Below are 20,720 nucleotides of genomic sequence, written 5' to 3' on the forward strand. Positions count from 1 at the left end.
CCCTGATTTCCTCTTTTGGGATGTCTTCGCTCTTACCGCCTACAGCCGGATTCCGATGTTCTTGATGCTGAGGTAGTTCCGGATGCCGGGCAATCCGCGCTCGCGGCCGACCCCGCTGTCCTTGATGCCGCCGGTCGGCGCCTGGACTCCGCCGATGAACCAGCCATTGATCCAGACTGAGCCGGCCTCGACGTCGCGGGCGAATGTCAGGGCGCGCGAGATGTCGCGGCTGTAGACGCCGGCGACGAGCCCGAAGCCGAGGCCATTGGTCATGGCGAGCGCCTCGTCCACGGTATCGAAGGACAGCGCCACGGCAACGGGACCGAAGATCTCTTCGCGGGCCAGCGCGCTTGCAGGATCGACGCCGTCGAAAATGGTCGGCTCAACGAAATAGCCAGTCTCGAGCCCTTTCGGACGGCCGCCACCAAGCCGCACTGTCGCTCCCGACGCGCGGCCCCCGTCGATGTAGGATCGTACTTTGGCATGTTGCTCCTTCGAGACCAGCGGCCCGAGATCGCAATTGTCGAGGCCCCGGCCGACGGTCAGCCTGGCCGCACCCTCTGCCAGCCGGTCGAGGAATTCCTCGCGGATCGATCGATGCAGCAGGAACCGCGACGACGAGGAGCAGACCTGGCCGCTGTTGCCGAAAGCGCCATCAAGCGCGTCGAAGGCTGCCCTTTCCAGATCGGCGTCCTCGAACACCACCATGGGGTTCTTGCCGCCGAGTTCGAGCACCACGGGCTTCAGCCCCTGTGCGGCGCCAGCATAGATCTTGCGCCCGGTTTCGACCGATCCGGTGAAGGTGATGCCGCGCACCAGGGGATGCGAAACGAGGGCCGCCCCGGCGTCTTCGCCAAAGCCCGCCACGACATTCACCACGGCGTCGGGCAATCCCGCCCTCTGGCAGAGTTCAGCAAAGGCCAGCGCCGTGAGCGGCGATTGCTCGGCAGGCTTGATCACGACCGTGCAGCCCGCGGCAAGTGCCGGCGCCACCGAGCGCGCGACCATGCCCAGCGGATAGTTCCAGGGCACGATATGGCCGGTCACGCCGACCGGCTCCAACATGGTGAAGTCGACGACGTCGCGGCCCAGCGGGATCGTCGACCCCTCCATCTTGTCGGCGGCACCGGCATTGTAACGCAGCGTCGCGCACACGCCCCTGATGTCGCCGAGCGCCTCTTTGACTGGCTTGCCGACATCAAGCGTTTCGAGCAATGCAAATCGTTCAGCGTCCGATTCCAGCAAATCCGCGAGCTTGAAGAGCAGCCGTCCGCGCTCGGCCGGGCTCAAGCCGCGCCAATCGCCATGCAGCGCGCGGTGCGCGGCCCTGACCGCGGCGTCGATATCGCCGGCGTCGCCGCGCGCCACGACTGCCAACACCGCTTCCGTGCTGGGATCGATCGTTTCGAATGTTCGACCCTCAGTGGATTTTCGCCACTTGCCGTCTATGAAATGCTGGCCCGGCAAAGGATCGATGAGATCGGTGCGGGAATAGGTTCGTACCGTCATTGCTTCACGCTGCCCTGGGAAAGACCTTGGATGAAATAGCGCTGCAGGAAACAGAACAGCAGCAGGCTGGGGATGCTCAGGATGGTCACCGCCGCCATGGCGACGCTATAGCCCTCGATCTGGGTCTGCGTTCCGACCACTGGCGTGAAGGCTGCCACGCCGACCGGAAGCGTCTTCATCGACTCGTCGAAGGTGACCAGGAGCGGCCACAGGAAGTTGTTCCAGTTCAGGGTGAAGATGATGACGGAAGCCGCGATTGCCGGCGCCCGGGCGAGCGGCAGCGCAATGCGGAAGAACAGGTTGAACGGTCCCGCACCGTCCATTTTCGCGGCCTCCTCCAGTTCCTTGGGAAACGACAGGAAGAACTGGCGGAAGATGTAGACGCTGAACACATTGCCGATCGATGGCAGGATGAGGGCCTGGTAGCTGCTTGCCCAGCCGATTTTGACAAAGCCAAGCAGCAGCGGGATCACCGAAACCTCGGTGGGTATCATCAGCGAAGCGAGGAAAATGTAGAACAGCGTATCCCGGCCGGGAAACCGCATGCGCGCCAACGCATAGCCGGCCATCGCACCGAACAGGACACAGAGGAAGGTCGATACCGTCGCTTGCACGACGCTGTTGAAGCCCCAGCGTATGACGGGGTAGTCAAAGACCTTGATGTAGTTGTTCAGCGTGATGCGGTGGGGAAGCCATTCGATGTCCTTGGTCATGACATCGCCTGGAAACTTGAAGGACGTCGACACCATCCAGACGAAGGGCAACGCCCAGAGAACGGCGACGGCCATGCCGAGTGGCCAGATGAAGAGATCTGCTCTTTCGAGGCCACGCGCCTCGAGCTTTTGGTCCAGCCAGGCGGTCATCATGCACGCTCCCTGAGAAGAAAGCGCTGGACCACGGTGATCGCCAGGATCAACACGAACAACAAGAGGGACACCGCGGCGGCGTAGCCGAACAGGTTCCTGACGATGGCGAGATTGTAGATGTAGTGGATCGGCGAGGACGACGAGCTGGCCGGGCCGCCATTGGTCATGACGTAGACCTGGCTGAAGATGCGCAGCGTGGAGATTAGCTGCAGCGTTACCACCATGCTGATGACGGGTCGCAGATGCGGCAGGATCACATGCTTGAAGCGCTGCCAGCGGTTGGCCCCATCGACCCGCGCCGCATCGATGATCTCGCCTGGAATATCCTGCAAGGCGGCCAGGAACAGCACGAAGGCAAGGCCCAGATCCCACCACACCGAAGCAACGCTGACGCCGATCAGCGACCAACGTGTGGAGGTGAGCCAGGGGATGTCGTCGAAACCGAGAAAGGACAGGTAGTAGTTGACGAGCCCATACTGGGTGTCGAGCATCCAGACCCATACAAGCCCGATTACCGTCGCGGACACGACCGTGGGGGCGAAAAAGAGCGTGCGCGCCAGGCCCGATAGCGGATAGCGCTTGTTCACGAAAAGCGCGAACAGCAAGCCGAGCCCCGTCACGCAGGGAACGATGACGAGGCCGTAGAGGAAGACGTTCCTGAAGGCGACCGCGACCCACTGGTCACTGAACGCCTTGGAGAAGTTCTCAAGCCCCACCCATTTCGGCGAACCAACGATACTCCAGCGTGTGAAGGAGACGTAGACGCCGAACAACACGGGAAGGATATTGAACAGGAAAAAGGGAATCGCGAAGAAGGCGACAAGCAGGTATCCCGCCCGGTCCGTCTCGTAACGCTCAGCGCCAAGCGCGCCGCTCGCGTCCATGTTAGCAGCCATCGTCATCGCGATCTGTCCGTGGTCAAAATTGTCCGGCGGTCCGTCGCGGTGGAGGTCGCGACGGACTGACTTCCTATTGCCGGAGGAAGCCGGCAGGATCACCCTTCGTCGAGATCAGCCTGCCACTGCGTCTGGATCTGCTGCATCGCCGCGTCGATCGTCGTCTGTCCCGACCATACTCCCTCGAGCGTCTTGGCGAGGAAATTTCCGCCCGAATAGATCGTGAAGTTTGGACCATTCACCACCGGGATCTCGCCGACGGTTGCGATGCTCATTCCGTCGACGAAAGCGCCGCGAATATCCCACGGATTGCCGGCGGTCTTGTAATCTGGCCGCTCGAGGATGGATTTGCGCGGAGAAGCGCCACGACCAACCGTCGTCCACAGGAAGCTGTTGTCCGACAGCCATTTGACAGCCGCCATCGTTGCTTCGTGGCGCGTCGGGTCCGCCTGTTTGTAGAATTCCAGACCTCCCATCTCGAAATAAGTGACGTGCTTGGTGCCGATCTTGGGAAACAGCACTGTCTTGAACGGCAGCTTCTGCGCGACGTAGCCGTTGAGCGTCCAGGGACCTGTCCAGAATATCGAGCCCTGCCCCGTGCCGAACGCCTTGTAGCGGTCGGTGACGTCGCGGGTCGAAACCTTGTGCTTGTCGAAAAGGTCGAGCACCCATTGCATCGCCGCCTTGCCGGCCTCGGGGTTCACGCAAGCGGTCTTCAGATCGTCGCTGGCGCGCTGAAAACCCATCTGTTCCGCGACGATGCCCCAGGTGACGGTCGGCTGAACGCCGGAACCCGTCATCATGATGCCCGAGCGTGTGACCTTGTCGCCTTCGCGCTTGGTCATGGCCTTTGCCCATTCCAGCAGCGTGTCGTCATCCATCGGCGGCTTGCTGGCATCAAGGCCCGCTTCCTTGACATGATCAAGGTTGATTTCAGGCTGGAGGCTCATCAGGTCCATGGGTATCATGAAGACCTTGTTGTCGTACTTCGGATAGCGCGAGGCCGCGATCGACGTCGCGCTGAAGTCGGCGAGGTCGAGACCAGAGCCCGTGATGAGATCATCAAGCGGTATGATGACCTCGTCGCGCGCCAGCTGGGCCGACTTGCCCGCCGTGCCCCAGCCAAAGTCTGGCGCCTTGCCGGTGGCCGCGGCGGCGAGCACCTTGGTTACATATTGCTCCTCAGGAACCACCTCCATGCGGATCTGGACGCCCTTGTCCTTGTGCGCGTCGTTGAAGGCGGCGATCATCTTGGCCCACACCTCGCCGTCCGAAGCCGATAGCCAGCTCCAATGGACAATCTCGATCGGGTTGGCGGCCGAAGCGCGGCCAGTCCAGATGTGTGGAACGGCAAGACCTACCCCAGCTGCCGCAGCCGACCTCAGAAGTGTCCTTCGGTTCAGGGCAAAAGTCGATTTGTTCAATGAAGTCAGATCCATGACAATCTCCCACGCGGCATGCGCTAGGCGCTCACCACGCTCTGTTAAAGCTTATTTTTCTATGTTCCCTCGTCGAGATCGTCCCAGAACGTGCTCTCGGCGTGGTCACAGTGTTGGCCAATCGGTCGCCCTAGAGTTGATCCCCAGCGTCACATAATATATCTGGAGCGTCATCAGCAATTATCTCGGACGCTTGTCGTGGTCGCAGATCCGAATCCCGTCATCGCAGCCGCCTCCAACCGCCGGCCGCGTTTCGCCTTCCTGCTGCAACCCGAATTTCCCATGAATGCGCTGATCGTGGCGACCGAGACGCTGCGCATAGCCAATCAGAACAGCGGTCAGCATCTTTTCGAATGGATCATGATTTCGGATTCGGGCGACTCGGTACGCGCCAGCAACGGCATGTGGGTTGCCGCGAACCATGATCTGGCCAACTTTCCGCGCTGTGACTTTGTGGTCGTCCTGGAAGGCAATCTGCCGACGCAGAACATATCGGCCAACGTGCGCGGAGCCCTGCGCAATGCATACCGGCATGGATCGATGATCATAGGCGTCGACACGGGCGCCTTCGCCATTGCGGCAGCTGGCCTCACGGGCGATCGCGAGGCGGTAGTGCACTGGGAGGCAGTATCGTCATACCTTGAGCATTTTCCAGCGGCCGAGACAAAGAACCAGATCTATTTCATCGATCGTCAACTTGCCTTCTGCGCAGGCGGAGTGGCGACGCTGGACATGATGCTCGATCTGATCGGGCGGCTGCGCGGGGCGAGCCTCGCCAAGGAGGTCGCCAATGCGCTCATCCATACGCCCCGCGAGGGCATTCATCCGCAACGAACGGACGATGATGCGATTGGCGAAGCACGACCTTCCCTGTCCCACAAGATAGTGGCGTTGATGGAAGACAATCTCGATTTCCCGCTATCGCCGAAGAGCCTTGCGCGCCACCTCGGTATTTCCGTGCGGACACTGGAGCGCTGCTGCCTTCGCCAATTCAACCAGACCCCGAATCAGCTCTATCTGCGCTCGCGCCTGCAGGCGGCACGCAACCTGCTTTTCTATGAAGAGCGTGAAATCAAGGATGTCGCCTATGCTTGCGGTTTCTCCTACCCCTCGGTTTTTACCCGAGCCTTCACCGCGCAGTTTGGCCAATCGCCACGCGCGTTCCGCCAGGCATTTCGCGAAACACAGATTACAGTCCGGCCAGAGATCGTCAGGATGTCTCGAAGCCGCCCACCTGGCATGGAACCCACCGCCGACGAGGTGGGCGTCTAGAGAGGGAGCAGAACGGCTATAAAGACAAGAGGCTCGTCATCTTGCTATGCCCCACCGGATTCGTACTTAGATGGGCTCAAATCGCTCAGCCGTAGCAGCGAAGCCTGAACTGGCTCAATGAGTGGGGGGTAAGGCGGTAGCGCTCTTCCGACTCGAACCCCCGGCAGACGATCGATCGCGACGTCTCGGTAGCCGAGTGCATTCAGGTCTGAGCGAGTGCGATAATCAAGCGTGCCCAAAAGTATGTCCTGGTGCCGAAGAACCCCAAGGGAACTGGATGCTCGCAGCGGAGACGCAACAGCGCTTTATTGGCTCAACCCCGTCGGAGACGCGCAATTGATCGCAGAACACCAACCTGGCAACACGGCTGGGGGTGGATACGGCGGCGATCCTCGTGGTCGAACTGGCGACTGGTAGCGGCACACGGCCAGGCAAAAGACTGATCGGCGGGTCTATCGCAGGAACGAAAATGGAAGAGAAGCAGAACTTTCGTGTGCAGTTTTCGCACACGCCCTCCAATAACTATTTGATTTTGCTCACCTGTTTGTCCCATCCATCATTGGCACCACGGTTTTACGTCGCACACTGGTTGTTGGCGACGAAAGGGGGTTCGAGTCCATGCTCCACAAGAAGCCAGGCGATGTTGCCGTTATAGATTCAGGCGATTCCTAATTCTTCGGGCAGCGGACGCGCCGGTCTGCAGTTCCGCTCTTCGAGTTGATCGGACGCGCGATCGAACGACCGCCTCAGACGCACCTACTGCTTCACCGAGGTAGAGGTGCCCCAGGTATCCGACAGCACGTAGCCTTGAGGGTACGGATCCGTCGGATCGAGATAGTAGCTATGCTCGCCCGTGATCCAGGCCCGGCCGGTGATCTCCGGAACGATCGCTTTGCGCGTGCCGATTTCCGTCAGCTCCACAATCTTGCCCGTGAAGCGGGAACCGATGATTGATTCATGGATCAGTACGTCGCCAACGCCCATCAAGCCCCGTGCTTGGAGGACGGCCATGCGGGCTGAGGTGCCGGTTCCGGTAGGGCTGCGGTCCGAGCGTCCCGGGGAGACGATGCAGGTGTTGCGGGTGACGTTGCCGGGACCCTGGAATGGCATGGCGAACTGCACGATCGACACGCCGCGCACATGGTCGAATTCCGGATGGACGACATCGAGCTGTTCGCGCGCCGCCCGCCGGACCTTCTCGCCCGCCACCGCCAGTTCGCGAGCCTCGTCGGGGGCGACCGAAAAGCCGAGCGCCTTGGCATCGACGATCGCATAGAACATGCCGCCATAGGCGATATCGACCGTGAGCGTGCCTAGCCCCTCGACCTCGATGTTGGCATCCAAGCGATCGACAAAGGCGGGCGCGTTGCGGAAGGTGATCGACAGGCATTTGCCGTCGCGGCATTCGGCGCGCACCTCGATGACGCCACCCGGCATGTCGAGCTTGAAGCGCGTCTCGGGCTCCTGCATCGGCACCATGCCGGTCTCGAGCAGCACGGTGGCAACGCAGATCGTGTTGGAACCGGACATCGGAGGATATTCCGTCGGCTCCATGATGATGGCCCCGGCCACGCAATCCTCGCGCGTCGATGGAACCAGCAGATTGACGTGCCGAGCAACGCTGCCGCGTGGCTCGCAGATCAGCATCCGCCTTATATGGTCGTGATCCCGTTCCATCGTGATCATCTTTTCCATCATCGTGCGGCCCGCTGGCGGCAGGACGCCGCCGACGATGACGTCGCCGACTTCACCTTCGGCATGACAGCCGACCACACGAATAGAGGCTTTCGTACGCATTGTTTTTCCTTGTCGATTGCAAGCTCATTGCGGCGAACGAGCAGCGAGCCGCGAAATTCAGGCCCAGATGTCCCTCACTGTGAAACCTACTGAGAAGGGATGACCCCTGTCGAATACGATCGTGTTCAGCCCATGACTTTTTTGCCCCAAAGCGGGCCGCCCGCGATTGCCCTAAGGAGTTACGCCTTCGAACTCGATCAGCGGCTCCAATGCTTTGCGGATTGCGACACGCTTGTCTGCGTTCAACGCCGAAAGGGGGCGGCGGGGAGCGCCGGCACCATAGCCAACCAAGTCCGCGGCTGCGTATACAGATTGGACGTAGTCGCCCTTCCAGATCAGGGACATCGCCGGCTCGAGGCGCCTCCAGATCTGACGGACTTCGTCCCAAAGGCCGTGCTTCGCCGCTTCCACAAGGGCCAGACAGCTTTTGGGGGCAAAGTTGGCGCCACCCCAAATCAAGCCCTTGGCGCCGGCATAGAGAGCATATGGCACAAGTGGGTCAGCGCCGTTGACAACGGGGAAACCGGTTCGAATGAGGTTTCCTTGGCCGATGAGGTCGCCACTGCTATCCTTGACGGTGACAAAGTTTGGGATACTGGCCAGTTGCTCAAATAAGGCCGGCGTGATCTCGACACCGACTGCATTTGGCACGTTGTATCCAATAATCGGAACGTTCGCCTTTGCGACTTCCGCATAGAAATCGATGATGCCGGCGTCGTCGGTCGGCCCTTCGAAGAAGGGTGGCAGAACCATAACGCCGTTTGCGCCATGATCGGCCGCATGTTTTGTGCGCGAGACGATATCATCCAGCATTAGAGCTGAAACTTGGGCAATAATGGTCGCGCGGCCATCGATCGCCTTGCAGCCGCGGGCAATCAGTTCTTTGGATTCCGACTCCGACAGGTAGACGTGCATTCCGGTGCCGGAGCTGAGGACAAATCCACGCACACCTGTCAGAATGTAACGCTCAATCAGGGACTCGAAGGCTGCGAAATCGATCGCCCCTGTCCTGTCAAATGGCGTGGTAAGAGCTAGGTTTAGGCCCTCAAAGGGAAATTGTTCCATCTAGATCCTCGTTGTCGTTTGAACTGGGCAGGTCAAGTCACGTTGTCTTCCGCCGTGTGTAGTCGGTCCGGGTTCAGGCCCAGATATCCCCGACTGTGAAACCTTCTGGGAAGGGATCATCGTTGTCCAATACGATCGTGTTCAGCCCAAAAATCCAACTGGTCCCTGAGAGGGTGGGGACAACGGCAGGCCTGACTCCGATATGCGCCTCTTCAATGAGGCGGCCCGTATACACGGTGTCAACGATTCCCTGATGGCGGAAATCCTGATTGAGCGGCAATTCGCCTTTTGCATGCAGGACGGCCATCTTGGCGCAGGTTCCCGTGCCGCACGGGCAACGATCGATCGCCCCGGTCCAGGTGGCCGGGTCGTCCCAGGAGAACGTACCCGAAGACATGGTGACCACGTTTTTCCAATCGGCGTTCAGATCCTCCGTCGGCCCGGAAAGCTGCGAGACCGTGATGCCGACGCCGGGATACTCCGGATGGGCGACTGGCAATTGTTCGATCGCCGCCTCCCTGATCATCGAGGAAATGCGAGTAATCTCCCTGCCGTGTCCCGGTATCAGTTCAAGCCCTCGAAACTGCCGAACGTCCGCGATGACGTAGAACATCCCACCCCAACCGACATCGACAGTGACCTTCCCAAGATGCGGCACGTCGATCACGGCATCCAGATGAACCGCAAATGCTGGCACGTTCTTGAACGTGACGGTCTTGACCTTACCGTCCTTGCACTCGGCCTTGATGCGGATCAGCCCGGCAGGAGCTTCCAGAACCAATTCGGTGACCGGCTCTTTCATGGGAAGCATGCCCATTTCCAGAAGGACGGTCACCACGGAGATGGTATTGCCGCCCGACATCATTGGATACTCGATCTGCTCCAATATGATGTAGCCCGCATCGGCCTCGGGATGCGTTGGTGGAACGATGATGTTGCAGCAATGCGCCGGATAGCCGCGCGGCTCACGCAGCAACAGCTTGCGCAGTTGGTCGTCGTTGCTCTCCAGCCATTTCATTTTGTCGTAAACAGTGTTGCCAGGGATATGAGGAATGCCCCCGGTGACGACGCGCATCGGAGTGCCTCCATGCGTGTCGATAGCGTGGATTGTTCTCTTGAAAGTCATATTTTCAGCTCCTGAGCATTGATGCCAGCCACGCGACCGGCGCTATCCCTGCGTTTGGTTCCGCCTACTTGATCTGGAATCCGTGGGCCAACGGATCGCGATCATCCACGAATATCGTGTTGTGGCCGATGATCCGTGCCCAACCGCCGACACTGGGCTTGATGCCCTTGAAGGGGCCGATGTCGGCCTCGGCTTCGATGCGGCCTTCGAATACGGTGCCTATCAGGCTTTCCTGGCGGAAGCTGTCGCCGACCTTCAGTTGTCCCTTCCCATAGAGTTGCGCCAGGCGAGCCGAAGTCCCGGTGCCGCCCGGCGAACGGTCGATTGCCTTGTCGCCGTAGAACACCGCGCCGCGGCCATCGGCATTGCTGCTTGAGGGCGTGTCGCACCAGATGGCGTGGTCCACGCCGCGTATTCTTTCATCTTCGGGATGGACTGGATCGCAAACATGATCGAGCGCCTCGCGGAGACTGCGGCTGAGGTCGACGATGGCGCTCGCCGACATGCCGTTGAGGCCCTGCCATGACTCCTGCGGCTCGACGACGGCGTAGTAGTTTCCGCCATAGGCGATGTCGACGACGAGCCGACCGAGACCGGGGACATCGACGGCGACGTCGGCTGCATGCAGATAGCTGGCAACGTTGAACATCCGGACGGAGTCCACGAACTCGCCGGGCTTCTCGTACTGGATATCGACCCTCCCAGCCGGAGTCTCGATTGACAGCTTGCCGGGGACTCGGGGAGTTACCAGACCTTCCTCTATCGCTGCTGTCACCAGGCCGATCGTGCCGGCGCCGCACATCGGCAGGCATCCGCTGACTTCGATGAAGATCACGGCGAAATCGCAGTCCTCACGGTATGCGGGATAGATGATCGCGCCCGACATGATGTCATGTCCGCGCGGCTCGAACATCAGGGCCTGCCGGATCCAGTCATGGTCGCGGACGAACAATTCACGTCGCTCGGCAATCGGGACATGGGGCAGCAAAGGGCCGCCTCCCGCGACCAGGCGGACCGGATTGCCGCAGGTGTGGGAATCTATGCAGAAGAAGCTGCGGCGCATGGTTTTTCCTTTTGCGGTCCACGTGGCCCCTAGGCCATTCCGGGTCTTCGGCGCCGATCCAGCGCGCCTCGGGAAAGCCTGTCGAGGAAGATGGCCAGCGCGACGATCGACAGTCCGGCCCGCAGGCCCAGCCCCATTTCCATCCGCGTCAATCCTCGCGTCACCTCGGCACCGAGGCCTCCGGCTCCAACGAGGCCCGCCAGGACGACCATCGCCAGCGACAGAAGGATGCATTGGTTCAGTCCGACCAGCAGTGTCGGGGTAGCCGAAGGGATTTCGATCTTGAACAGGATCGACCGCGGCGAAGTACCGGTGGCATGACCAAGTTCCAGGAGGTCTTTCGGCACCTGGTTAAAGGCCAGAGTTGTCAGGCGCAGCATCGGAGGAATGCCGTAGACAATCGTCGCGATGATCGCCGGCACACGGCCGAGGCTGAAGATCATCACAGCGGGAATGAGATAGACCCATGGTGGAACAGTTTGCATGATGTCCAGCACGGGTCGAATCCCGGCCTCAAACTTCCTGTAGCGTGATGCGAGGATGCCGAGCGGGAACGCGATCGACACGGAAATGATCACCGCTACCGCTACCAACGCCAGCGTCTGCATCGAGGCCGTCCAAAAGCCCGCCAGCAAGCAGAAGGTGAGAGAGATGGCTGTCATCACCGAAACCCGAACGCTGACGAGAAAAGCGGTGAGAAGGACTGCCACGACGATCATCGCATAGGGTGGCGGGTAGAGGAGAGCTGCTTCGATGGCGCTCAGCACCGCCTCGATCAGCTTGGTCACGGCATCGAAGAACGGGTGGAAATTGGCATTCAGCCAATCCACGGCTGGGGCGAGGTAAGCCCCCGGCGAAAACTGGACCAGATCAAGGTTCATCTTGCGCCTCCGCCGGCGCGGCGGGCCGCGCTCTGAGTGATCCTGTCGAGCACCATGGTCAGGATGACGATCGCGATCGCGGCATTGATCGACGTGGCGATGTCGAGCGTGCGCACGGCTGAATAGATTGTCTCGCCGAGCCCTCCCGAACCGACAATGCCCGCGATGACCACCATGCCGAACGCCATCATCAGGCTCTGGTTGATCCCTGCCATCACGCTTGGAACGGCGAAAGGCAGCCTGATCTTGACGAACATCTGCCACGGTGTCAGTCCGCTTGCCTGGCCCAGCTCGATGAATTCGTGCGGCGTCATCCGGATGCCCAAGGACGTAAGTCGGATGGCCGGAGGCATTGCTACGATAACCGTGGCGACAAGTGCGGTTGCAGGCCCATAGCCGAGCAGCGCAATTGCGGGAAGCAGATAGATGTAAGGTGGCAGGGTCTGGATCAGGTCGAGCACTGGCTCAAGCAATCGGTCGAACGACCTGACAAAGCCTGCCACAATGCCAATGGGAATGCCGACGGCCAGAGCGAGGATCGTGGCGGTGGTCACCAGGGCCAATGTGCTCATGGTTTCGGTCCACAGCCCCATAACCGCACAGAAAATCAGGGCAAGGCCCGCGAGGACGCCAAACACGGCGTTGATCGATCGCCATCCGAGCAGCGCCGCGATGACAGCGATCACGTAAAACGGTGCCAGCTGCAGCAACCACAGGACACCATTGTAGGTCCCTTCAAGCACGGCCCTGACAAAATCGAACAACCATTCGCCGTTGTCGTTGATCCAACCGAGCGCGGCATCCGTCCAGGTATCGAACGTGTCGGTAATGACTGAAATGTCCATCTTACCCTCCCGAGCTATCCTGCAGGCTTCCCGGCAACACCACGCAGCAGACCGCGGATCGTGACGACACCTACGACCGTGCCGTTCTCGACAACGGCGACCGCGTCGCGATCGGTCTGCATGGTGAGGTCGATGAGCTCGCCAATGTCGGCCTCCGGCGTTGTGCGAGGAAGCGTATTCACATCGCCATGCGGTTGCGCGTTCGTGAACTCGGCAACAGGCCGCATCACGGTGTGCGCCTTGACCAGGTGAATCCTGGATATGCCAGCCACGAATGCCGAGACGTAGTCGTCGGCGGGTTTGGTCACAATCTCCTCCGCCGTGCCGACCTGAACGATGATACCGTCCTTCATGATGGCGATGCGGTCACCAATGCGGATGGCTTCCTCAAGGTCGTGGGTGATGAAGGCGGCGGACTTGCCGAGCGACTTCGTCAGCTGTCGGAATTCGTCTTGAAGTTGGCGGCGGATCAACGGGTCGAGCGCGCTGAAGGGCTCGTCCATGAGGATGATTTCGGGGTCCGCGGCCAGTGCCCGTGCCAGGCCAACGCGCTGCTGCATGCCGCCGGACAGTTCGTCTGGATACCGTGACGTCCAGTCGGCAAGCCCAACCTTTTCGAGGGCTGCACGGGCGGTTCTGTTGCGCTGTTCTTTTGCAACGCCTTGAGCCTCGAGACCGAAAGCCGCATTCTCGAGTACGGTTCGATGAGGAAGAAGGGCCACGCTCTGGAACACCATGCCGATGTTTCGGGCCCGCATCTCGCGAAGTTCAGCCGCATTCAGCTTTGCAATCTCCTTTCCTTTCACCGTGATCTTGCCGAGGCTTGGTTCGATCAGACGGTTAAGCAGGCGGATCAGCGTCGACTTGCCGCTCCCCGATAGCCCCATGATGCAGAAGATCTCGCCGCGGCGGACCTGGAGGCTGGCGTCGGAGACACCCACCACGCAGTCGAATTCCTGCAGCACCTGCGTCTTGGAGAGCCCACGTTCGGTTATGGCCTTGACGGCGGCCGGGGCGCGGGCGCCGAAAATCTTCCATACGGACTGGCAGTCGACCAGCACTTCGCTGGAGTCATTTACCACAGTCTTCATTGCGTTCCCCACGGGTCGGGCTGATGCCGGCCTTCATGTTCTCGAAGTCCCGGGGGCGGGCCGCCGAAGCCGGCGGCCCGCCGTTTCGGAACTACTCGGACTTGATATTTTCCCAGCGCTTCAGCAGGTCGGCATGGCTGTCGGTCCAGGCAGCAACTGCCTGATCCATGGTCTTCCCATCGGCGACTGCGCCGTTGATCGCGGTGATATCCGCAAGTGGGAGATAGACGCTGGCGATGACTTCGCGGGCATGCGGGTTCGCCACGGAGAAGCCGCTCTTGGCGATCCAATTGTAGGTCTGCGCCAGCGGGAAGATACCCTTGGGGTCCTTGAGGAACTTGACCGGGTATTTCTGCATCATCCACGACGGTTCCCAGAGCGTCACGGCAATCCATTCCTTGCGGTCAATCGCCGACTTCAACTCCGCCGTCATGGCCGCGGTGCTGCCTTCGACCAGTTGAAGCTTGAGATCATAAGCCTTCACGGAATTGACCGCATCGCGCATCAGGCCCGAGCCCGGCTCGATGCCGACGATCTTGCCGCCGAACTTGTCGGCGTTGTCGTTGAGCTGATCCATGGTGTCGATCGTGACGTAATTCGGCACGGCAATAGCCTGGTACAGGCCAAACGAAACCGGCGAGATCTTCTCCAGCTTCTTCTTGTTCTTGTCCCAATAGTCCTGTGCGACGTAGTCGGTCAGCGAGGCCAGGATCTGGATGTCGCCCTTCGTCAGCGCGGCATAGGCGATACCCCATTCAGAAAAAAGCACGACCTTCACGGTGTAGCCGGAATCTTCCAGCACCTTCTTGGTGACACCGGTGATCGACCCCAGGTCTTCCCACTGCATCGTGCCAATGGTGATGGTCTTTTCCTCCGCCTGAGCGGACAGCATGGTCATACCGAACATCGCCGCAGCGCAGAGCGCTTTCCACAACGTCTTCATTTTTTCTCACTCCTTTGTTTTTCGTTCCCATTTTCTCATTTGAAGACTTTTGCCGTCGGCTCGGTCCTCACATTGCGCGGCGAGGTTCATCCCTCGCGGCCTGCACGCAATTCCTGCAATCGGATCACGGTGTTGACGCCGAGCCATGCGAGCGGCTCGGGAGGGAGCCTCGCGGGCTCCGGCTGATCCGAAAATTTGTCGAGCATGTCGGAACGGGTTTCGGTCGCCAGATCGGCGGCCATGACGCCCGCGAGCGTGCTTTTCACGGTCCCAAGACCGTTCTCGCAGCACGCCGAGTAGAGGCCCGCGTCGATTTCGCCAAAGGCGGGCACATGGTTCCGGCTGAGGCAAAGCCGTCCGGCCCAGACGTGCTCGAACGGCACGGCCTTGAGGTCCGGAAACCGGGCTTCCAGGGACGTCCGCTGCTCAGCGGCGATCCCGGCCAAGCGTTTTTCACTGACCTGAACAGTCCAGTCGTAGGTGAACCGGGTCCGGATCAGGATACGCGAGGACCGATCGGTGGTGACCTTCCTGACTGTCGCACCCATCGGATCAGCCGGCAGCAACGCCCACCGGTCCCTGCCCGTGGACCTCGACCTGAAGGGGGCAGTCATCGATGCATAGGTGAAGATGTGCATCAAGCGGCCGCGGAAGTGACCGAAATCCTCAACGTGGCCGTTGACGCCCAGGATGACTTTCGGCGCAGTGACGCTGCCGCGACGCGATACGGCCTTCCACATCCCGCCCAAGCGCTCAAGTCTAAGCACCGGCGAGTGCTCGAATATGTCGGCCTTCGATGCCAGCCCAGCGGCCAACCCGCGGATATAGTCGGCCGGCTGGATCATCACAGCGCCTGGCGTGTAGAGACCTCCCAGATAATAGGATGATCCGGTGATCTCCTTCATCTCGGTTGCATCCAGGAAGCGATGCTCCTCGCCGATGCCAGCGAGCGAGTGGCCATAGCTTGCGTTGAGCTTCACGCCGCGCTCTGTCGCCGCGGCGTTGATCTTGCCCGACGGATCGAAAGTGCGCGCGGACATGCCGTATTCCGCCGCTACGTCGGCGGCGAAAGAGATGGCAAAACGGTTCTGAGCGATCTCGGTCTTTGTCGCGGTCTCGCTGGCGACGGCATATTCGCCCGACGAGATATTGTGCGGGACGTCGATCATGTAGCCGGAGTTCCGACCGGCGGTACCTTTGGCGATCTCCGCCGCATCCAGAACGACAATCTTGTCGCCAGGCCGCAGTTGAGACAGCCGCCGCGCGGCCGACAGGCCCGCAAAGCCCGCACCGATGATCAGCCAGTCGGCCGATACGTCGCCGTCGAGCGTTCGGACGGGGAAGCTGCGTCTGCTGATCGCCTCCCAGCCCGATGTTCCGGATTCCGCCGGAAGACGCTTGACGACGAGGTCGTTCACCGGATGGTCTCGTCGACCGAACGATCCGAGATGTCGATCCAGACCGTCTTCAATTCGCAGTAATTGTCATGCGCGAAGACCGACTTGTCGCGTCCGCCGAAGCCGGATTCCTTGTAGCCGCCGAACGGCGTTGTCGCGTCGCCTTCACCGAAGCAGTTGACGGTGACGACGCCGGCCCGGATTTCGCGCGAAAGCCTGATCGCGTTGCGCAGGCTTCCGGTGTAAACGGACGCGGTCAGGCCGTAGTTCGTGTCGTTGGCAAGAGCCACGGCTTCGGCAAGCGAATTGAACGTCGTGACCGCAAGGATCGGTCCGAAAATCTCCTCCTGGAAGAGTCGGCTCGAAGGCGTGACGCCGTCGACGACGGTCGGCTCGATGTAGATGCCCTTATGCGTGGCGCCGCCATGGACAATGGAGAGCTTTTCGGTCTTCACATCACCGAGGAAGGATTTCACCTTGTCGAAATGGTTCTTGCTGACGAGCGCGCCGATGCGATTCTCCGGGTCGAGCGGATCGCCCGTCTTCCACTCGCGCATGTAGGCGCCGATCCGCTGCAGCAACTCGTCCTTGATCGTGGCGTGGACGATGAGCCGTGACGTGGCCGAGCAGTTCTCGCCCATGTTCCAGAACGCGCCATTGACCACCTGTTCGGCGACGAGATCGAGATCTTCGGCATCCTCCAGAACCACTGCCGGATTCTTGCCGCCGCATTCGAGGACTACGCGCTTGAGGTTGGAGTCTGCTGCGTAGTGCAGGAAACGGCGGCCTGTCGGCGTCGATCCGGTGAACGCCACCATGTCGACGTCCATGTGCATGCCGATCGGTTCGCCGACCTCCTTGCCGCCGCCCGTGACGACATTGAAAACGCCGGCGGGGATACCCGCCTCATGGGCCAGTTCGGCGACACGAAGCGTCGTCAGCGTGGTCTCCTGGGCGGGCTTCACGATCACCGAGCATCCCGCCGCGAGCGCCGGACCGATTTTCCAGGCCAGCATCAGGAGCGGAAAGTTCCAGGGCAGGACGCAACCGACGACGCCGACCGGCTCGCGTACAACCATGGTCAGCACATTTGAGCCGACGGGCGCGACGTTGTCATAGAGCTTGTCGATCAGTTCGGCATGCCAACGGATGGTGTGGATCGTGTCGGGAACATCCACGGTCTGACATTCGCGGACCGGCTTGCCGCTGTCGAGGCTCTCCATCACCGCCAGTTCGTGACGGTTGTCCTCCAGAAGCTTCGCGAATTTGAGGAGGACGGACTTGCGCTCGCCAGGCGAGCGGAGATGCCAGCGGCCTTCGTCGAACGCTCCCCTGGCTCTGGCAACGGCGAAATCGACATCGGTAGCGTCGCATGCCGCGATCTCGGCAAGCGTCTCGCCCGTCGCTGGATTGGTCGTCTTGAATGTCTTGCCGGAATTCGCGGGACGGTATGCACCGTCAATGAAGGCATTGGTCGGAAATTGAATGTCTGCGGCAATCGCCTTGTATTCGGCAGCGGTCAACGGTTCATGCATGGTTTGCTCCCGACGAGATCTGGGCGACCGTGCGCTTCAACGTGGCGACGACAGTCTGGAGAGTTCGCTTTTCTTCCGAATTGAGGGAGCGCAGCGGCGCCCGCACGGGGCCCGCCTTCAGGCCGATCAGTTCACAGCCGTGTTTGATCGACTGCACGAACTTTCCGCATTCGAGGAAATCCATGATCGGCAGCATCGCGGTCATGATGGCGCGGCCCTTGTCGAAGTTCTTTTCGAGCACACAGGCTTCGTAGAGAGCGACATGTTCGCGCGGCAGGAAATTGGAGCCGGCGCAAACCCAACTCCTGGCCCCCCATGCAAAGAATTCGAGTGCCTGGTCGTCCCAGCCGCAAGACAGCGCGATATGGGGGAACTTCCGCGCCAGCAAATGGAGGTTGCCCATGTCGCCGGAGCTATCCTTGATGGCCACGACGTTCCTGGACTTGCCGACGCGGGAGAAATAGTCCTCTCCCATCATCACACCCATGCGGGCTGGGTAGTTGTAGAGCATGATCGGAAGGTTCGCCGCGCGATCGACCGTGAGTGCGTGAACCGCATTCTCACGTTCCGTCGGCAAGGCATACGGAGGCGACGATACAAGAATTGCGTCAGCGCCGATTTCCTTCGCCGCCTTTGCATATTCGACCGAGTCCTCGGTTCTGATAGCGCCGGTTCCAATGATGAGCGGAAGCCGGGTGCCGATGACCTCCTTGGCATAGGCGGCGAGATCGAAACGCTCCTGGGTGCTCTGGGCGTAGTACTCACCCGTCGATCCACCAACGATAATGCCATGCACCCCGGCTTCGATGAGTGACTCAAGAACTGCCGCGAAGGCGTCACGGTCTATCTGCCCATTCGGGTCGAGAGGTGTGATCGCCGGGGTGTAGATGCCTTCGAATTTCAAGACGATTCCTCCGTCGAAGCGGCGGGCATTCCGACGAGCGCGTCCGCTTTCAATCCTTGCGGGGCGATGAACATCTCCATGTTCTCGCGCGACAGTTCCCAGTGTTCGAATACGAGGTCGACCACCGTATCTTCGTCATGCGAGCCTATGGCGGCGATGAAGCCATCATGGTGGTCCGCGGCGAGCCGCAGTCGCCGGCGCATGTCATCATTACGGGGCCGGAAGAACGTGTGGCCGATGCGGGCGTGGTCGATCAGCAGCCGGCCAAGGCTTGGCTGCAGGTAGGCATTGCCCGACATCTCGCCGATGATCTCGTGGAAGCGATTGTTCTCGAGAACCATGGACAGCGCGTCACCAGTGACGCTTGCCGTACGGAACCGCTCCTGCGTGTCCGTGAGGTCTGCAAGTTGCTTCGGCTTGAAGTTCTGGACCGCAAGGCGGCCGATCGCGGCATAGATCATCGGAGCGACCAGGAAGAAGTGCCTGAGCGTCTGATGGTTCATCGGGACGACACGCGCGCCGCGATTGGCACGGATATCGATATAGCCCTCCCCCTCGAGCCGGCGAAAAATCTCCCGAACAGGCGTTCGAGAGAGGCCATAGCGCTCGCTCAGGCTCACTTCGTCCAAGTCCTGGTCGGGGTCGAGTTCCATCGTCAGGATCTGCCGCTTCAGATCGTCGTACAGACTGTTCTTCCCGCTCTTCATCGAGACCTCCGTCTGAGTTTCGCGACAACGGCTCGACCGCGTCGACGGCAAGGAATTTGCACAAACCGCCGTGCGAGTCAACGGATTGTATAATTTCAGTACACATTGGATGTACAGAAAGAGTACAATCGATTTAGAGCGGCCGCGACGACTTCGCGGTCGAGCCCCGCTGCCCACAGTCAGGCGTTAATCATCAGACGATGCGCGTCGTAGATAGCTGCGTGAATGTTCCGGCTGGCCACGGCATCACCGATCCGGAACAGACGAAACCGTTTCTCAGGATTCCGCTCGATTGCCTGAGTTTCGCCTTCGAGCAGAGCGTTGTAGTCGACGGCGCCGCCGTTGATTGAATGTTCCTTGAGCGAGAAGTAGAGGTCTTCCATGGGCAGGGTGCCGTTCTCCACGACGATGTAGTCCGCGTCCTTCTCCACGCGCACTCCCGCGTACTCATCGTCGAAGATACCCACGAGCTTGTTGCCGCGGCGTTCAACGCTTTCCAGCCGGAGGTTGAGCGTGATCTTCGCCCCCACCTGGTTCAACGTCTTGAAGTACGGAGGATAACTGGTCGCTCCGATGTCGATCGCGAGAGTACGTTCGGGTGTTATGACCTCAAGCTGGTTCGTAGTATTTGCTACGAACTCGGCAATGGTCATCCCGGGGTGAGATCCATTTTCGTCATACACGAGAACGGATCCGCTCACCTTGGCCACGCCGTTTAAGACGTCCCAGCTGGTAGTCGCAAACTCCGCGCCCGACCTAAGAAAATCGGTGTTCGGCAGGCCGCCTGTGGCAATCACCACATAGTCTGGGTCTGCGGCCAGAACATCTTCCGCTTCAGCATAATGGTTGTAGCGGATCTCGACGCCGAGCCGTGCCAGTTCGGACAAACGCCAATCGACGATGCCCAGAATCTCACGCCGGCGCTTGAGTGCTGCCGCGGTAAGGATCTGCCCACCGGCATGTTGTGCCGCTTCAAAGACTATTACCGTATGACCGCGCTCGGCAGCGACGCGGGCTGCCTCAAGTCCTCCAGGCCCTGCCCCGACAACGACCACCTTTCGTGCGGGACCGGTGCTCTTGGGAACCAGCTGCGGTAGGTGCCCCTCTCTTCCGGTAGCGGCGTTATGAATGCATACGGCCTGTCCATTGTAGATCGAGTCGATGCAGTATCCCATGCCCACGCAGGGGCGGATCTGGTCTTCTCGTCGTTCCAGTATCTTTTGGATGATGTGAGGATCGGCGATGTGCGCCCTGGTCATGCCTACCATATCTAGCTTGCCGCTAGCCCGTCTTATGCACGACGACCCGTCTGAGAGGCTGGCGGATGTAGCTTAAGCGATTGATGTGGCGTAGGATTTTGGTGCTGAAGCCATTCCTGTCGCCC

18 protein-coding genes are annotated in these 20,720 nt (G+C 60.4%); 1 reads left to right on the forward strand and 17 read right to left on the reverse strand.

Features of this window, described 5'->3' with window-relative positions; all coding sequences use genetic code 11:
- Positions 1-39: 39 nt before the first annotated feature.
- The 4 genes from ACFFNA_RS14290 to ACFFNA_RS14305 form a co-directional block, all read right to left on the reverse strand.
- Positions 40-1,509: an aldehyde dehydrogenase family protein gene (locus ACFFNA_RS14290; RefSeq protein ID WP_378919142.1), complete on the reverse strand. Its 1,470-nt coding sequence runs from the start codon at positions 1,507-1,509 to the stop codon at positions 40-42.
- Positions 1,506-2,372 carry a carbohydrate ABC transporter permease gene (locus ACFFNA_RS14295; RefSeq protein ID WP_258585558.1) on the reverse strand — a complete coding sequence of 289 codons (867 nt, stop codon included), beginning with the start codon at positions 2,370-2,372 and terminating at the stop codon, positions 1,506-1,508. Before ACFFNA_RS14295 ends, ACFFNA_RS14290 begins: the two co-directional genes overlap by 4 nt.
- Entirely contained in the window at positions 2,372-3,277 is a 906-nt protein-coding gene (locus ACFFNA_RS14300) for a carbohydrate ABC transporter permease (protein WP_378919144.1), read from the reverse strand. Before ACFFNA_RS14300 ends, ACFFNA_RS14295 begins: the two co-directional genes overlap by 1 nt.
- Before the next feature lie 92 nt (positions 3,278-3,369).
- Positions 3,370-4,710: an extracellular solute-binding protein gene (locus tag ACFFNA_RS14305; RefSeq protein WP_378919146.1), complete on the reverse strand. Its 1,341-nt coding sequence runs from the start codon at positions 4,708-4,710 to the stop codon at positions 3,370-3,372.
- A 282-nt stretch (positions 4,711-4,992) separates the two neighbouring features.
- On the opposite strand from ACFFNA_RS14305, the gene ACFFNA_RS14310 reads away from it, so the two are divergent.
- Positions 4,993-5,982 (forward strand): GlxA family transcriptional regulator, encoded by a 990-nt coding sequence (locus ACFFNA_RS14310; protein ID WP_378919148.1) that lies wholly within the window; start codon positions 4,993-4,995, stop codon positions 5,980-5,982.
- 756 nt (positions 5,983-6,738) lie between these two features.
- Here ACFFNA_RS14310 and ACFFNA_RS14315 read toward each other — a convergent pair.
- From ACFFNA_RS14315 to ACFFNA_RS14375, 13 genes are all read right to left on the reverse strand, one after another.
- Complete coding sequence (locus tag ACFFNA_RS14315) at positions 6,739-7,779, reverse strand: proline racemase family protein (RefSeq protein WP_378919150.1); 1,041 nt, start codon at positions 7,777-7,779, stop codon at positions 6,739-6,741.
- 171 nt (positions 7,780-7,950) lie between these two features.
- Positions 7,951-8,844, reverse strand: a complete 894-nt coding sequence (locus tag ACFFNA_RS14320) for a dihydrodipicolinate synthase family protein (RefSeq protein WP_378919152.1) — start codon at positions 8,842-8,844, stop codon at positions 7,951-7,953.
- Positions 8,845-8,917: 73 nt separating this feature from the next.
- On the reverse strand, positions 8,918-9,970 hold the full coding sequence (locus tag ACFFNA_RS14325; protein ID WP_378919154.1) for a proline racemase family protein: 1,053 nt from the start codon (positions 9,968-9,970) through the stop codon (positions 8,918-8,920).
- A 64-nt stretch (positions 9,971-10,034) separates the two neighbouring features.
- Complete coding sequence (locus ACFFNA_RS14330) at positions 10,035-11,033, reverse strand: 4-hydroxyproline epimerase (protein WP_378919156.1); 999 nt, start codon at positions 11,031-11,033, stop codon at positions 10,035-10,037.
- Between the two features lie 29 nt (positions 11,034-11,062).
- Positions 11,063-11,914: an ABC transporter permease gene (locus ACFFNA_RS14335; protein WP_378919158.1), complete on the reverse strand. Its 852-nt coding sequence runs from the start codon at positions 11,912-11,914 to the stop codon at positions 11,063-11,065.
- Positions 11,911-12,759, reverse strand: coding sequence for an ABC transporter permease (locus ACFFNA_RS14340; RefSeq protein WP_378919160.1), 849 nt, complete (start codon positions 12,757-12,759; stop codon positions 11,911-11,913). Before ACFFNA_RS14340 ends, ACFFNA_RS14335 begins: the two co-directional genes overlap by 4 nt.
- A 14-nt stretch (positions 12,760-12,773) precedes the next feature.
- The gene (locus ACFFNA_RS14345) at positions 12,774-13,850 is read right to left on the reverse strand and encodes a quaternary amine ABC transporter ATP-binding protein (protein ID WP_378919161.1); all 1,077 of its coding nucleotides are present in this window, start codon (positions 13,848-13,850) and stop codon (positions 12,774-12,776) included.
- Between the two features lie 91 nt (positions 13,851-13,941).
- Positions 13,942-14,793: a glycine betaine ABC transporter substrate-binding protein gene (locus ACFFNA_RS14350; RefSeq protein WP_378919163.1), complete on the reverse strand. Its 852-nt coding sequence runs from the start codon at positions 14,791-14,793 to the stop codon at positions 13,942-13,944.
- An 86-nt stretch (positions 14,794-14,879) separates the two neighbouring features.
- Complete coding sequence (locus tag ACFFNA_RS14355; protein WP_378919165.1) at positions 14,880-16,211, reverse strand: NAD(P)/FAD-dependent oxidoreductase; 1,332 nt, start codon at positions 16,209-16,211, stop codon at positions 14,880-14,882.
- Positions 16,208-17,725 carry an aldehyde dehydrogenase gene (locus ACFFNA_RS14360; protein WP_378919167.1) on the reverse strand — a complete coding sequence of 506 codons (1,518 nt, stop codon included), beginning with the start codon at positions 17,723-17,725 and terminating at the stop codon, positions 16,208-16,210. The genes ACFFNA_RS14355 and ACFFNA_RS14360 overlap by 4 nt, the downstream gene beginning before the upstream one ends.
- Entirely contained in the window at positions 17,718-18,629 is a 912-nt protein-coding gene (locus ACFFNA_RS14365; RefSeq protein WP_378919169.1) for a dihydrodipicolinate synthase family protein, read from the reverse strand. The genes ACFFNA_RS14360 and ACFFNA_RS14365 overlap by 8 nt, the downstream gene beginning before the upstream one ends.
- Positions 18,626-19,336: a GntR family transcriptional regulator gene (locus tag ACFFNA_RS14370; protein WP_378919171.1), complete on the reverse strand. Its 711-nt coding sequence runs from the start codon at positions 19,334-19,336 to the stop codon at positions 18,626-18,628. Before ACFFNA_RS14370 ends, ACFFNA_RS14365 begins: the two co-directional genes overlap by 4 nt.
- A 179-nt stretch (positions 19,337-19,515) precedes the next feature.
- Positions 19,516-20,595 carry an FAD-dependent oxidoreductase gene (locus ACFFNA_RS14375; RefSeq protein ID WP_378919173.1) on the reverse strand — a complete coding sequence of 360 codons (1,080 nt, stop codon included), beginning with the start codon at positions 20,593-20,595 and terminating at the stop codon, positions 19,516-19,518.
- Positions 20,596-20,720 lie beyond the last annotated feature (125 nt).

Origin of the sequence: Mesorhizobium kowhaii (assembly GCF_042431665.1) — a bacterium.
GTDB lineage: Bacteria > Pseudomonadota > Alphaproteobacteria > Rhizobiales > Rhizobiaceae > Mesorhizobium > Mesorhizobium kowhaii.

Bases quoted from the DNA above. Each gene is read 5' to 3' on its own strand.
- ACFFNA_RS14290 (WP_378919142.1), bottom strand. From the start codon at position 1,509: ATGACGGTACGAACCTATTCCCGCACCGATCTCATCGATCCTTTGCCG.
- ACFFNA_RS14295 (WP_258585558.1), bottom strand. From the start codon at position 2,372: ATGACCGCCTGGCTGGACCAAAAGCTCGAGGCGCGTGGCCTCGAAAGA.
- ACFFNA_RS14300 (WP_378919144.1), bottom strand. From the start codon at position 3,277: ATGACGATGGCTGCTAACATGGACGCGAGCGGCGCGCTTGGCGCTGAG.
- ACFFNA_RS14305 (WP_378919146.1), bottom strand. From the start codon at position 4,710: ATGGATCTGACTTCATTGAACAAATCGACTTTTGCCCTGAACCGAAGG.
- ACFFNA_RS14310 (WP_378919148.1), top strand. From the start codon at position 4,993: ATGAATGCGCTGATCGTGGCGACCGAGACGCTGCGCATAGCCAATCAG.
- ACFFNA_RS14315 (WP_378919150.1), bottom strand. From the start codon at position 7,779: ATGCGTACGAAAGCCTCTATTCGTGTGGTCGGCTGTCATGCCGAAGGT.
- ACFFNA_RS14320 (WP_378919152.1), bottom strand. From the start codon at position 8,844: ATGGAACAATTTCCCTTTGAGGGCCTAAACCTAGCTCTTACCACGCCA.
- ACFFNA_RS14325 (WP_378919154.1), bottom strand. From the start codon at position 9,970: ATGACTTTCAAGAGAACAATCCACGCTATCGACACGCATGGAGGCACT.
- ACFFNA_RS14330 (WP_378919156.1), bottom strand. From the start codon at position 11,033: ATGCGCCGCAGCTTCTTCTGCATAGATTCCCACACCTGCGGCAATCCG.
- ACFFNA_RS14335 (WP_378919158.1), bottom strand. From the start codon at position 11,914: ATGAACCTTGATCTGGTCCAGTTTTCGCCGGGGGCTTACCTCGCCCCA.
- ACFFNA_RS14340 (WP_378919160.1), bottom strand. From the start codon at position 12,759: ATGGACATTTCAGTCATTACCGACACGTTCGATACCTGGACGGATGCC.
- ACFFNA_RS14345 (WP_378919161.1), bottom strand. From the start codon at position 13,850: ATGAAGACTGTGGTAAATGACTCCAGCGAAGTGCTGGTCGACTGCCAG.
- ACFFNA_RS14350 (WP_378919163.1), bottom strand. From the start codon at position 14,793: ATGAAGACGTTGTGGAAAGCGCTCTGCGCTGCGGCGATGTTCGGTATG.
- ACFFNA_RS14360 (WP_378919167.1), bottom strand. From the start codon at position 17,725: ATGCATGAACCGTTGACCGCTGCCGAATACAAGGCGATTGCCGCAGAC.
- ACFFNA_RS14370 (WP_378919171.1), bottom strand. From the start codon at position 19,336: ATGAAGAGCGGGAAGAACAGTCTGTACGACGATCTGAAGCGGCAGATC.
- ACFFNA_RS14375 (WP_378919173.1), bottom strand. From the start codon at position 20,595: ATGACCAGGGCGCACATCGCCGATCCTCACATCATCCAAAAGATACTG.